The sequence below is a fragment of the Streptomyces sp. NPDC050121 genome (assembly GCF_044460385.1).
Classification (GTDB): Bacteria; Actinomycetota; Actinomycetes; order Streptomycetales; family Streptomycetaceae; genus Streptomyces; species Streptomyces soliscabiei.
Genome location: NZ_JBITJV010000036.1, coordinates 37,467 through 49,971 on the forward strand (window position 1 = coordinate 37,467; position 12,505 = coordinate 49,971).

Here is a 12,505-nt window from a genome sequence, read left to right on the forward strand (position 1 = left end):
GATGCGGCGAGGCTCCTCGTTACTCGCCGTCCACGACGGGCAGCGGGGCACCCTGAGCCGCCCCGCTGACCAGGGGACGCAGGCCCCGAACCCGCCTGCGGCCCCCCGGAGGCGGGGTTTCCCCGGCCCCGCCTCCGACCCCCGCTTCACCTCTGTCCCCGTCCCCGTCCCCGTCCCCACCCCCGCCCACCACCCCACGCCCCGGGCGATACGCGTGCGAAGGAGCCCGCGATGAGCGACATGATCACCGCGGACCTGGTCGACCTCGACCTGTCCGCCTCAACGAAGGAAGCGGCGGCGCGATCCCTCGCCGAGCGCATGGTGTCCCTGGGCCGGGTGACCGACCTGGAGGGCTTCCTCGCCGACGTCGCCGCCCGCGAGGCCCAGATGCCCACCGGCCTCGACGGCGGCATCGGCATCCCGCACTGCCGCAGCGAACACGTCACCGAGCCGACGCTCGCCTTCGGGCGCAGCGCCGCCGGCATCGACTTCGGCGCGGCGGACGGCCCCGCCGACCTGATCTTCCTGATCGCCGCCCCGGCCGGCGCGGACGACGCCCACCTGACGATCCTGTCGTCGCTGGCCCGTCAGCTGATGAACGCCGAGTTCACCGACGCACTGCGCTCGGCCGGCGACGCGGCCGCCGCGGCGGCGCTCATCCGCGGCGAGGAGGCCCCGGCGGCACCGGCCGAGGCCGCCTCAGCCCCGGCGACCGTTCCGGCCTCAGCTCCGGCGTCCGCGTCCACCTCCGAGAACTCCGTGTCGGCGTCGGCGGCGGCCTCCGCCGACGCCGACACGGCCACCACCACCACCCAGGCCCAGGCCCAGGACCCGGCCTCCGCATCCGAGAGCCCCTTCCGGATCGTCGCCGTCACCTCCTGCCCGACCGGCATCGCCCACACCTACATGGCGGCCGAGTCCCTGGAGAACGCGGGCCGCGACGCGGGCGTCGAGCTGGTCGTCGAGACGCAGGGCTCGGCCGGCTTCACCCGCCTCGACCCGGCCGTCATCGCCGCCGCCGACGGCGTGATCTTCGCCCACGACGTCCCCGTACGCGACAAGGACCGCTTCGCCGGCAAGCCCACCGTGGACGTCGGCGTGAAGGCGGGCATCAACCGTCCCGCCGAGCTGATCACCGAGGTGCGCGGGAAGGCGGCGCGCGGTGAGGTCAGTGCGGCGGCCAAGGGCGGCACGCCGGTCGAGCGGACCGGCGAGTCCGGCGACAGCTACGGCACCAAGCTGCGCAAGTGGCTGATGACCGGCGTGAGCTACATGGTCCCGTTCGTCGCCGCGGGCGGTCTGCTGATCGCTCTCGGGTTCGCGATCGGCGGCTGGCAGATCAACAAGGCGCCCTCGGTCATGGAGCACTTCTCCTGGACCCAGGTCGACAGCTGGGGCGCCCTGCTGTTCCAGATCGGCGGGGTCGCCTTCGGCTTCCTCATCCCGGTCCTCGCCGGTTACATCGCCTACGGCATGGCCGACCGCCCCGGACTCGTCCCCGGCTTCGTCGGCGGCATGATCGCCTCCAACATCGCCGCCGGCTTCCTCGGCGGTCTGGCCGCAGGTCTGCTGGCGGGCGGCACCGTCCTCGCGATCCAGCGGATCAAGATCCCGCCGGTGCTGCGCGGCATCATGCCGGTCGTGGTGATCCCGCTGATCTCCTCGCTGGTCGTCGGCTTCCTGATGTTCGTCGTGGTCGGCAAGCCCATCGCCGAGGCCCAGAAGGGCATGACGGACTGGCTGTCGGGCCTCTCCGGCACCAACGCCGTCCTGCTCGGCGTCCTGCTCGGCCTGATGATGTGCTTCGACCTCGGCGGCCCCGTCAACAAGGTCGCGTACGCCTTCGCCACGGCCGGTATCGCCGTCCAGGACCCCAGCGACTCCGCGATGAAGGTCATGGCCGCCGTGATGGCCGCGGGCATGGTCCCGCCGCTGGGCATGGCACTCGCGACGACCGTCCGCAAGAAGCTCTTCACCCCGACCGAGCGCGAGAACGGCAAGGCCGCCTGGGTCCTGGGCGCCTCCTTCATCTCCGAGGGCGCGATCCCGTTCGCCGCGGCCGACCCGCTGCGCGTCATCCCGGCCTCGATGGCGGGCGGCGCGGTCACCGGCGCCCTGTCGATGGCGTTCGGCGCCACGCTCCGCGCTCCGCACGGCGGCGTCTTCGTGATCCCGCTGATCGGCAACGCCTTCCTCTACCTGGTCGCCATCGCGGCGGGCGTGTGCGTGACGACGGCCGTGGTCGTCGTCCTCAAGGGCCTGCGCAAGCCGGTCCCCGGGGCCGCCGAACCCGGGACGACGGAGGAGAGCGCGACCGCCACATCGGCGGAGACGAAGCAGCCGGTGGCCGCATAAGGGGCCCGGCGCCCCGCGTCCGCCGCTGTGCGGCTGTCTGCGGTGATCCGTAACTCTGTGCACGGAAAAGGCCTTTGGCGCGATGTGCGTGGCCTGCGAGATACGTCACGGTCCGGGACCAACGTCCCGGACCGTGGTGTGTACTGGGCGGTATGCCTGTGCATTTCACGCCCACTCAGCTGACGGTCCTGACCGTCCTCGCCGTGGCGTCCGTCGCCTGGCTGCTCGTCCTGACCCGGATCCTGCGCCGCATCCGCTCCGGTGCCGACAACCGTCCGGCGCTCCCCACCCGCCCTGACCTGCCGGCCCTCCCGCGCCAACGGCCGACCGGCCCCCATCTGGAAAGCGTCGAACTGACCCCCGCGGAGCGGGACGCCTTCGCGGGCCTCGTACGGCAACTCGACGGCGGCCGCTGACGCCCACACGCGTCCACACCGCTCAGGCGACCTGCCCCAGCCCAGGCGATCCACCCGGCCCTGCTGAGGCGATCCGCCCGCCCCTGCTCAGGAGACCTGTGCCGCCCGGCGTTCCATCGCGTCCCGGGCCGCCGTCTCGGACGGATACACCTCGCACATGTGCCGCCCGTCGGGCGTCGCCGTGTGCTCGACCTCCCACAGGGAGATCTCCTGGCCGTCGCGCAGCAGGAACGCATGCTCGTAGAGCGAGTAGCCCAGGCCGATACGACCCGCCCGGCAGGGGCGCCCGAAGGCCTGGGTGATCTGGTGCGCGAACGCCGACGTCAGCAGCGCGGCCGTGTCCGTGCCGGGCCGGTCGGGGTTCTCCGCGCGGCGCAGCAGCCGGCGCGCATGGTCCGCCGAGTCGTCCGGCACATACACATGCCGGGGTGCGCTGACCGGCGCCAGCTGCACCAGTACCGGCAGCTCGAAGTCCGGGGCGTCCGCCGGCAGCGGCAGCCGGGCCGTGGCGGTGCGCAGCTCCTCCTCGTCGACATACACCTCGTGCTGCGGCTCGCTGCCCGGCGCGGTGTTGTGCACGAGCTCCCACAGCGTGAGCGCGCAGCCGTCGGCCAGCAGCCAGGTGTGCCGGTACGTCTCCCGGTGCAGACCCGCGCTGTGGTGCGCGGAGTGCAGCGAGCTGTCGTGGGCCAGGGCGCAGTCGAGCCGCCGCAGGGCTTCGTCGGGCAGCTCGAACGAGTTCAGGGCGCGACCGAGCAGTCGCGCGAGGTGCTCCTCCGGAGACTCGGGCGACTCGGCTGGTTCGTACGCTGTCGTCTCGTACGGAACGCTCAAGGTTTCTCCCGGCATTGCTGCATGTCACCTTGTGGGTGCATACCGTAGCCCCTCGGTCGGACATCATGTCCGGGAACCGAGAAAACGTACGCCGGGAAAACGCGGAGGCCGCGCGAAAAGTTCCCGCGCGGCCCGGCGTCCTGTCAGAAACCGCCGGTCAGACGGCGTTCCCGGCGATCTCCGCCTACCAGGCTCTCAGCCCGCGCCCCCGGCGCTGCCCGCGCTCCCCGCTGTCCACTCGGCCCACGACATGTTCCAGCCGTTCAGTCCGTTGTCCGGGGCCACCGTCTTGTCCGGGGAGTTCTTGACGATCACGACATCGCCGATCAGCGAGTTGTCGTAGAACCACTTGGCGGGCGTGTCGCCCTGCGCGCCCCGCACGTCCGCGAGCCCGACGCAGCCGTGGCTGGTGCCGGTGCGACCGAAGGGCGGATTGCCCTGGTTGTACCAGTAGTTGCCGTGGATGAACGTGCCGGACGTCGTCAGACGCATCGCGTGCGGCACGTCCGGGATGTCGTACTCGCCGCCCAGGTTGACCGTCCGGCTGTTCATGCGGGTCTGCGTGAACTTCTCGGAGATCACCATCTGCCCGTTGTACGTGGTGTGCTCCGGGCTGCCCGACGAGATCGGAATCGTCTTCAGGGTCTGCCCGTCCCGCATCACGGTCATGGTCTGCGTGTTCACGTCGACCGTGGACACCTGGGACCGCCCGACGGTGAACGTGACCGTCTTCTTCTGTACCCCGAAGACACCGTTCGTGCCCTCGACGCCATCCAGGTCGATCTTCATCGTGACCTTGGAGCCGGCCTTCCAGTACTCCTCGGGCCGGAAGTCGAGCCGCTGCGCCCCGAACCAGTGCCCGACCACCTGCTGACCGCTGCTGGAGGTGACCGTGATGTGCGACTGCACGGCCTTCTTGTCGCCGATGGCCTTGTCGAAGGTGAACGACACCGGCATCCCGACGCCGACCGTCGTGCCATTGTCCGGCGTGTACGTCCCGATGAAGCTGTTGGCCGAAGTGACCGTGGTGAAGATGGAGTTGGCGGCGGCGGTCTTGCCGCTCGCGTCCTTCGCGATCGCCGATATCTGGTACTTCGTCCCGCGCTCCAGTTGCTCCTTCGGCTTCCAGCTGCTGCCGTCGGCCGACAGGGAGCCCTCCACGGCCTGTCCCGACCCGGCCACCGTCATCTTCACCTCGGTGAGCCGGCCGTCGCTCACCTTCACGCCGGTCGCGTTGATCGACGCGCCCGTCGAGCCGTCCTGCGCCGAGATGACGATCTTCGCCGTGGACGCCTTGGTGGAGCTCCTGCCGTCCTTGCCGCCGTCGTCCTTGGCGGTGGCGCTGCCCCCGCAGGCGGTCAGGGTCAGGGCGCCGACCACCAGGACGGCACAGGCTCCCAGTGCACGCCGCGCTGCTTTGTCCGCCGTTGTCACGGGCTGCTCCAGCTTCATGTGAGGTGAGTGATCCGCTCCGGTACGTGGAGTACGTGGAGTACGTGGACAAGGAGGGACCCGGCCGCCCGTGAGGTTCCCCTCCACCGGCCCTTGGCACCATCACGTGACAGAACCGGGACAGTCCCCCTTCCCGCGCGCCTCCCTGCCCCCTTCGCGAGTCGGAGTCGCCCCGGACCCGCGGCACGTCACCGGCCCCCGTACAACTCCTCGTAGGAGGGCCACAGGCCGCCCGGTCCGTCCACCGGCTCGGCGGCGCGGACGGCTCGTACGATCGCGCGGGTCACCATGTCCGCACCCGCCGCGAGGATGTCGTTCAGGGCGAGCGGGTGGGCGGGATCGAGTGGGCGGGCGCCCGTCGCCAGGGAGAACACCGTGTCCCCGTCGGTGAGCAGGTGGACCGGACGCACGGCGCGTGCGATTCCGTCGTGCGCTGTGCCCGCGAGCTTCTGCGCCTGCGCCTTCGACAGGTCCGCGTCGGTGGCGACCACCGCGAGCGTGGTGTTGAGCAGCGGCGACGCGTTCCTCGCCGCGCTCTCGGCAAGCCGCCGGCGCGCGGCCTCGTGCACCTGCGTCTCCGGGTATGTCACGCGCCCCTGGAACAACTCCCCGTACAGCACCCCTGTTTCGGGATCCAGCACCGACCCCACGGCATTGGCCACCACCAGCGCGGCCACCGTGATTCCCGAGTCGAGGAGGACGGCGGCGGTGCCGACCCCGCCCTTCATCGGGCCGACCGCCGCCCCCGTCCCGGCGCCCACGCATCCTTCCCGCACCCGCGCGCCAGGCTCGCTCGCCGCGGCCGCCTCGACCGCCGCCCGGCCGGTGGCCGCGTCCGGCCGGGCCCGGAAGTCGCCGCCCCGGCCCAGGTCGAAGACGCAGGCGGCGGGAACCACCGGTACGACGTGCGCGGGGTCGGGCCCCACGGGCACCCCGCGCCCCTGCTCCTCCAGCCAGGCCATCACCCCGGACGCCGCGTCGAGCCCGTAGGCGCTGCCCCCGGTCAGCACGACCGCCTCGACCCGCTGCACCAGGTTGCGTGGATCCAGGGCGTCGGTCTCCTTCGTGCCGGGACCGCCGCCGCGGACGTCCACGGCGGCCACGGCGCCGCCCTCCGGCGCGAGGACGACCGTGGTGCCGGTGAGCCAACCGTCGCCGGTGCGCGTGGCGTGTCCCACGCGCAAGCCGACGACGTCTGTCAGAGCGTCAACTGTCATGGGAGCCAGTCTCGCCCAGCGCACGCCGGGTGCGGCGGTGTCGCACCATACCGCCGCGCCGATCGCGAGGCTTGAACTGCGCCACCGCCAACGGCCCGAAAGGTTAGGCCGTCTGGACCCAGTTTCCGGCCCCCTGACGCGGTGAGGTTTGCAACGAGTCGTGACTGTCATTACTGATGTAACCCACATGCTCGGTTCTGGTGGAAAAGAACTCCTTCGATTCATGGGTAGGAAATGACGGCAGGAAAGGATCCGGGGTACGGCCTGAAGGGCGCTCAGGAGGGGGAGCCTGCGGAGCAACCACGCAGGTGGGCCTTTCAGCGACGCAGAAGGAGTGCGCGGGCATTCGGGGCTGTGACGGTCCGCCGCCACCGCCGGGCAATCCTCTGGAGTGCAGCGGTCGGCGGTCTGTTGTCCGTCGCGTCGGCCGGTTGCCTGCTGTGGGAGGTCCGCGCGGTCCAGAGCAATCTTGCTGCGGCGCAGGTGGCGACCGAACGAATCCGTACGGACCTGGTCAGGCATCGCCCGCCCTCGGCCGAGGCGCTGGGCTCCATCCGGAGACACACAGGGGACGCCCGGAGGGCGGCCGCCACGCCGGTGTGGGGCGTAGCCGAGAAACTCCCACTGGTGGGCCCACCGCTCCGCTCTGCCCGGGGGCTGAGTGCTGCCGCCGATGAGATGGCCACCGGAGTGCTGCCGGAGGCGGTGCGACTGCAGCAGATGCTCACGTCCGGCCAGATTGTGCACAATGATCGTGTCGACCTCCGCCGGCTTTCGACGGCCACGGACCTGCTGGGAAATATCCGCCGGCAATTGACGGGAATCCGGACGGGATTGAGTGGCCTGCCCGGTTCGACCGCGGTCCGTCGCCTTGATGCAGCACGGCAGCGGATGTCCGACCAGGTGGTGAGCCTTTCCGGCTCGGTCTCCAAGGCGGAGGCGACGACGCGGCTGCTGATGCCTGTTCTGGGCGCCTCGGGGCCGCGCTCCTACTTCATCGCCTTCCAGAACAATGCCGAGGCCCGGGGTACCGGTGGGCTCGTCGGCGCCTTCGGCATCCTGACCGCCGACCGTGGTCGCATCACTTTGCACGACTTCGCGTCGGATGACGCGCTGCCGCGTACCGCCACCCCCGTGGCGAACTTCGGGTCGGCGTTCGACCGCCGGTACGGACCTGCTGAGAGCACGCGGGGGCTGGCCAATTCGAATCTGTCCGCCCATTTTCCCTATGCGGCACAGATCTGGGTGGAACTGTGGCAGCGGCATACGGGCCAGCGACTCGATGGGGCCATCGCGACCGATCCCGTGGGACTCGCCCATGTCCTCAAAGCCACCGGGCCGGTCCAACTTCAGGACGGAAAACGGCTGACGGCGGCGAACACTGTAGAACTCACGGAGAGCACCCTCTACGCGTCGTACAACAACATCGAACGCAAACGTTTCCTGGTACAGGTCGCGCAGTCCGTCGCCGCTGCCCTGCTGAATCACCATCCCGATTCGGCGGCCCTCTTCCAGGCACTGCGGCAGAACACCGATGAAGGCCGACTGCGCATGTGGAGCAGAGACGCCTCCACCGAGTCGGCGTTGGAGGAAGCCGGGCTGGCGGGCGAAGTCCCCGAAAGAGCAGGGCCCTTCGCTCACCTCGTGGTGAACAATTCCGCGGGCAACAAGATGGACTACTATCTGGGACGCTCGCTGACCTACGAACTCGGTCCTTGCGACGGCGGTTTCCGTCCCAGCGTGGTACGGATCAGACTGACCAATACCGCTCCCGCCGCGGGTCTGCCTGCGCTGGTCGCTCTCCGTTCCGACGATCCCGGGCACCCGCACCCGCCGGGGTCCACACGGATCTGGATTTCGTTGTACGCCAGTTCCGGTGCGCGGTTCACCGGCGGGACCCTGGACGGGCGGCAGCTTCTGGTGTCGTCGACCGAGGAACGCGGTCACCTGGTGCTGGACGCGCAGGTGGAACTCCTGCCCGGTCAGACGCGAGAGGTGGACGTCCGTCTGCTGGAACCGGCTTCGGAACGCTCCCCCGTGGTTCCTGTGCAGCCGTTGGCGCGACCGCAGACCACCAAGGTGCTCGTCCAACCGTGCGCGAAGTAGACGGACGGCTGAGTCGAAATGCCGCCCGCGCTGTGGACGGTGAGCGAACGCGCGAGAAGCAGGTCCGCGAGGCCGAAGAATTTCGACAATACCCGAAAGGACGCGGCAGCGTCTTTGGACATACCGCCAGCAAAATGCCCAAATATGCCATTGGCGACTGACATTCTGCTGATCGGGGTTCACCTTGCCTGGGCAATGTGCCAGCGACGAAAAGTTGGCAGCGGTTCATCCTGCCGGTCTCCACACCGCACAAGAAGGCCAAGCCTGGCCGGGCGGTCGGTCTGGCGTTGCCGCTCGGTATCGCCGGCCGGCGGTGCGAGCCGCCATAGACGCGATCGCCTGGACTTGCGGCCTCTTGATCGCCGGCCTGACCAGCCGCAGCGCTTCCGACCCGCTCTTCGGACCCGGCGATCTGGTCGTCGTCTGTGCTGTCACCGGCGCCGCGGCGGTACTGGCCGGGACTGTCTGTGGGCTCTACTCCGGGCGCTATCAGGCGGAGACCGGCGCAGAGTTGAGCGCGGTTCTGGTCGCCGCCGGGCTGACCGCGCTGCTTCTGGAGGGCGTCTACCAGGCAGAGCTACCCCTGGTGGGCGGCAGACCGGCCACGGACGGCCTCGCCGTCCTGATCGGCGCGCTGGCGACGATCACCGTGCGGGTCGCTGTCGCGGCCATCCAGCACAGGCCGAGACGGCCTGACCCGAACGCCGTCAAGGTGATTGTGTTCGGCGCGGGCGGCGCCGGAACGCAACTGGTGCAGCGGCTGACCGGGCAGCCTGGCGCGCAGTACCGACCGGTTGCCCTGCTGGATGACGACCCCGGCAAGCGGCGACTGCGGATCTGCGGTATCCGCGTGCGCGGCGGACGGGAGCGGCTCGCCGAGGTCGCTGCGGAGACCGGGGCGACGGTCATGGTCGTCGCCCTTGCCGGCGGGTGCCGTGACGGCCAGGTGATCCGGGAGCTGACCACACTGGCCGAGTCGATCGGCCTGATCACCAAGGTGATTCCGGGCGTCGAGGAACTGGTCGCCGGACCGGCGCGGATCGACGACGTCCGCGACCCGCGGATCACCCAGCTCCTGGGGCGCGATCCGATCCGCCTGGACCTGAAGTCCCTCGCCGGTGATTTCGCCGGACGCCGCATCCTTGTCACCGGCGCCGGCGGCTCGATCGGTTCGGAGCTGTGTCGCCAGTTGCACCGGCTGGGCCCCGCGTCGCTGGTGATGCTCGACCGGGATGAATCAGCACTGCACGCGATCCAGCTCGCGCTGCACGGCCGTGCACTGCTCGATTCCGACGAGGTCGTGCTCGCCGACATCACAGATGCCGCCCGCGTCAGCGAGGTCTTCGCGCAGACCCGCCCGGAGATCGTGTTCCACACGGCGGCCGTGAAACATCTTCCGCTACTTGAGCGGTATCCGCGCGAGGCGCTGAAGACGAACGTGACCGGCACGCTGAACGTGCTGCGAGCGGCTGCGGCCTGCGGCGTGCGGTCGTTCGTGAACGTCTCCACCGACAAGGCGGCCGACCCGGCGAGCGTCCTCGGCACATCCAAGCGGATCACCGAGCGGCTCACCGCGCACATGGCCGGTGAATTCCCCGGGACCTGGGTGTCTGTCAGGTTCGGCAACGTCCTGGGCAGCCGGGGTTCGCTGCTCGGCTCACTGTCCGCGCAGATCGCTGCGGGCGGCCCGGTCACCGTGACTCACCCGCAGGTCGCCCGCTACTTCATGACGGCCACCGAAGCCGTCCAACTGGTGCTGCAGGCCGTGGCCGTCGGGGAGAGCGGCGAGGTCCTCGTCCTCGACATGGGAGACCAGGTCCGCATCGTCGACCTCGCCCGCCGTATGGCCGCCGCGGCATCGCGGCATGTCGAGATCGTCTTCACCGGGCTGCGGCCCGGCGAAAAGCTGGCCGAGGACCTGCTGGGCCGTGGGGAGCCGGACTACCGGCCGAGGCATCCGCTGGTCAGACAGGTGCCGGTGCCCGCGCTCGATGCCGGTGAGGTCACCGGTATCAGTCACCTCACCGGTCCCGATGAGGTGCGCGCCGCCCTGGCGCTCCTCGCCGCCGCGCCAGGCGCCGGGCAGCCTGCCTGTCTGCCTGTTCTGCATGGCCAGCCCGGAAGAGCGGAGGCCACCACATGACCGCCCCGCCCATGCCGGGCCGGAGCCGGGCAGGCTCGGTGATCGCGGAGGCGCCCACCGCTCTTCCCGGCGACGCCGGGGTCGGCGACCAGGCGCCTCACGGCAGGTCGTACCGCGGCAAGCGCATGCTGGACCTGGTCGTGGTCAGCCTGATCATCGTGCCGGCCGCGATGCTCTGCGCGATCGCCGCGCTGGCGCACCTGCTCGCGCACGGCAGGCCCGTCCTGTTCCGGCAGCAGCGGGTCGGCCGCGACAACCACCCGTTCGTCGTGCTGAAACTGCGTACGATGCACGATGCTCCGTGCGACTCGACGAGACCGGGCGACGCCGATCAGGCCCGGGTGACCGCGGTCGGGCGGGTGCTGCGCCGCACGTCCCTCGACGAGTTGCCCCAGCTGGTCAACGTGCTGCGCGGAGAGATGAGCCTGGTGGGGCCTCGGCCGACGCTGCCCTACCAGGTGCACCGGTACACCGGTCGTCAGCGGATGCGGCTGCTGGCCACCCCCGGCCTGACCGGCCTGGCGCAAGTACACGGGCGACAGTGCCTGAGCTGGCCTGAGCGCATCGAGTGGGATCTGCGTTACGTCCGCCATCAGAGCTTCTGGCTCGACCTGGCCATCTTGTTCCTCACCGTCTGGACGGTCCTGGCCAGGGGCGGAGCCACCGTCGGCCACGACAACGATCCCATCGCCGGCAGACCAGAAAGGATGCTCTCAGGTGTCTGACAGCAATGTCCGGATCCGGCTTGCGAGTCCCGACCTCGGTGAGGAGGAATGCGAGGCGGTACGCAGGGTCATGCGCAGCGGTGTCCTCACCAACGGGGCGGAGAACGAGGCTTTCGGGCAGGAGTTCGCCGACCGGCATCAGACGCGGTTCGGCGTGACGTTCTGCACCGGCACGGCCGCGCTGAACGCGATGTTGCTCGCCGAGGGCATCGGCCCCGGCGATGAGGTGATCGTCCCGTCGATGACCTTCGTCGCCACCGCGACATCGGTGTGCCACGTCGGGGCCACCCCGGTGTTCGCCGACATCGACCCACGGACGTTCAACCTCGATCCGGCATCGGTCGCGGCCCGGATCACCCCGGCCACCCGGGCGGTCATGACCGTGCACTACGCGGGCCGGCCCGGTGACCTCGACGGGCTGGCGCGGGTGTGCGCCGAGGCCGGTGTGCCGCTGCTGGAGGACGCCGCGCAGGCAGCAGGCGCCGAGTACCGTGGCAGACCGGTGGGCGCCTTCGGACGGTCGGCCATGTTCAGCTTCACTCCTACCAAGAACATCACGACCGGTGAGGGCGGCATGGTGCTGACCGACGACCCGGGCGTCGCGGAGCGGCTGAAACTCCTGCGCAACCACGGTCAGACCGGGCTGTACCGGCACGAGAGCCTCGGCTACAACTGGCGGCTGACCGAGATGCAGGCCGCGATCGGCCGGGTGCAGCTGCGCAGGCTGGACGGCATCCTGCGGCGCAAACAGCTGATCGCGCAATCGCTTACCCGGCGGCTGACCGGGCTCCCCGGCCTGATCACGCCGCATCAGGTACCCGATACGCGGGGCACCTGGATGCTCTACACCTGCCTGCTCCCCGGCATCCGCGACCATGTGCTCGCCGACCTGCTGGACCAGGGCGTGGAGGCACGGATCTACTTCCCGCCGGTACACCGGCAGCCGGTCTTCGCCGAGCGGGACGGCGGCAGCGGGCTCGCCGCGGCTCTGCCGGTGACCGAGGCCGTCGCTCAGGCGATGCTCTCGCTGCCCGTGCACCACCGGCTGACCGAGGCCGAGGTGGCCGAGATCGCCGACGCGGTGACCGCCGCCGTCGGCCGGGCCACCGCGTCAGCGGATGTCACGGCCCAGCTGATGCCGGTCGGCGCCGCCCGCTGACCGCCCCTCACGCATCCGCTGACTGCGGCCTGGTCCCCGCCGTGCCGACACCCCGCGTGCGGCGGTGACCAGCCGGGCGACGACCACGAGGAAGTCCT

Annotated in this window: 10 protein-coding genes; 7 read left to right on the forward strand and 3 right to left on the reverse strand. The window is 70.4% G+C overall.

What is annotated here, in order from left to right:
- Positions 1 to 231: 231 nt before the first annotated feature.
- Complete coding sequence (locus ACIBTS_RS37940) at positions 232 to 2,355, forward strand: fructose-specific PTS transporter subunit EIIC (RefSeq protein ID WP_399325222.1); 2,124 nt, start codon at positions 232 to 234, stop codon at positions 2,353 to 2,355.
- Between the two features lie 152 nt (positions 2,356 to 2,507).
- A complete protein-coding gene (locus ACIBTS_RS37945; protein ID WP_399325223.1) occupies positions 2,508 to 2,771 on the forward strand; it encodes a hypothetical protein in 264 nt (87 codons plus the stop codon).
- Between the two features lie 87 nt (positions 2,772 to 2,858).
- Here the strand turns inward: ACIBTS_RS37945 and ACIBTS_RS37950 are convergent, their stop codons facing one another.
- From ACIBTS_RS37950 to ACIBTS_RS37960, 3 genes are all read right to left on the reverse strand, one after another.
- Positions 2,859 to 3,605, reverse strand: coding sequence for a DUF6227 family protein (locus ACIBTS_RS37950; RefSeq protein ID WP_399325224.1), 747 nt, complete (start codon positions 3,603 to 3,605; stop codon positions 2,859 to 2,861).
- Between the two features lie 195 nt (positions 3,606 to 3,800).
- Positions 3,801 to 5,057, reverse strand: a complete 1,257-nt coding sequence (locus ACIBTS_RS37955; RefSeq protein WP_399325225.1) for an Ig-like domain-containing protein — start codon at positions 5,055 to 5,057, stop codon at positions 3,801 to 3,803.
- 188 nt (positions 5,058 to 5,245) lie between these two features.
- Entirely contained in the window at positions 5,246 to 6,274 is a 1,029-nt protein-coding gene (locus ACIBTS_RS37960; RefSeq protein ID WP_399325226.1) for a P1 family peptidase, read from the reverse strand.
- A 678-nt stretch (positions 6,275 to 6,952) separates the two neighbouring features.
- Here ACIBTS_RS37960 and ACIBTS_RS37965 point away from each other — a divergent pair.
- The 5 genes from ACIBTS_RS37965 to ACIBTS_RS37985 all read left to right on the forward strand — a co-directional run bounded on the left by ACIBTS_RS37965 (position 6,953) and on the right by ACIBTS_RS37985 (position 12,407).
- Positions 6,953 to 8,380: a DUF4012 domain-containing protein gene (locus ACIBTS_RS37965; RefSeq protein WP_399325227.1), complete on the forward strand. Its 1,428-nt coding sequence runs from the start codon at positions 6,953 to 6,955 to the stop codon at positions 8,378 to 8,380.
- The gene (locus tag ACIBTS_RS37970; protein WP_399325228.1) at positions 8,368 to 8,541 is read left to right on the forward strand and encodes a hypothetical protein; all 174 of its coding nucleotides are present in this window, start codon (positions 8,368 to 8,370) and stop codon (positions 8,539 to 8,541) included. Before ACIBTS_RS37965 ends, ACIBTS_RS37970 begins: the two co-directional genes overlap by 13 nt.
- 152 nt (positions 8,542 to 8,693) lie before the next feature.
- Positions 8,694 to 10,523: an SDR family NAD(P)-dependent oxidoreductase gene (locus ACIBTS_RS37975; RefSeq protein WP_399325229.1), complete on the forward strand. Its 1,830-nt coding sequence runs from the start codon at positions 8,694 to 8,696 to the stop codon at positions 10,521 to 10,523.
- On the forward strand, positions 10,520 to 11,248 hold the full coding sequence (locus ACIBTS_RS37980) for a sugar transferase (RefSeq protein ID WP_399325230.1): 729 nt from the start codon (positions 10,520 to 10,522) through the stop codon (positions 11,246 to 11,248). The genes ACIBTS_RS37975 and ACIBTS_RS37980 overlap by 4 nt, the downstream gene beginning before the upstream one ends.
- On the forward strand, positions 11,241 to 12,407 hold the full coding sequence (locus tag ACIBTS_RS37985; protein WP_399325231.1) for a DegT/DnrJ/EryC1/StrS family aminotransferase: 1,167 nt from the start codon (positions 11,241 to 11,243) through the stop codon (positions 12,405 to 12,407). Before ACIBTS_RS37980 ends, ACIBTS_RS37985 begins: the two co-directional genes overlap by 8 nt.
- Positions 12,408 to 12,505 lie beyond the last annotated feature (98 nt).

Bases quoted from the DNA above. Each gene is read 5' to 3' on its own strand.
- ACIBTS_RS37940 (WP_399325222.1), top strand. From the start codon at position 232: ATGAGCGACATGATCACCGCGGACCTGGTCGACCTCGACCTGTCCGCC.
- ACIBTS_RS37955 (WP_399325225.1), bottom strand. From the start codon at position 5,057: ATGAAGCTGGAGCAGCCCGTGACAACGGCGGACAAAGCAGCGCGGCGT.
- ACIBTS_RS37965 (WP_399325227.1), top strand. From the start codon at position 6,953: ATGGCCACCGGAGTGCTGCCGGAGGCGGTGCGACTGCAGCAGATGCTC.
- ACIBTS_RS37945 (WP_399325223.1), top strand. From the start codon at position 2,508: ATGCCTGTGCATTTCACGCCCACTCAGCTGACGGTCCTGACCGTCCTC.
- ACIBTS_RS37960 (WP_399325226.1), bottom strand. From the start codon at position 6,274: ATGACAGTTGACGCTCTGACAGACGTCGTCGGCTTGCGCGTGGGACAC.
- ACIBTS_RS37980 (WP_399325230.1), top strand. From the start codon at position 10,520: ATGACCGCCCCGCCCATGCCGGGCCGGAGCCGGGCAGGCTCGGTGATC.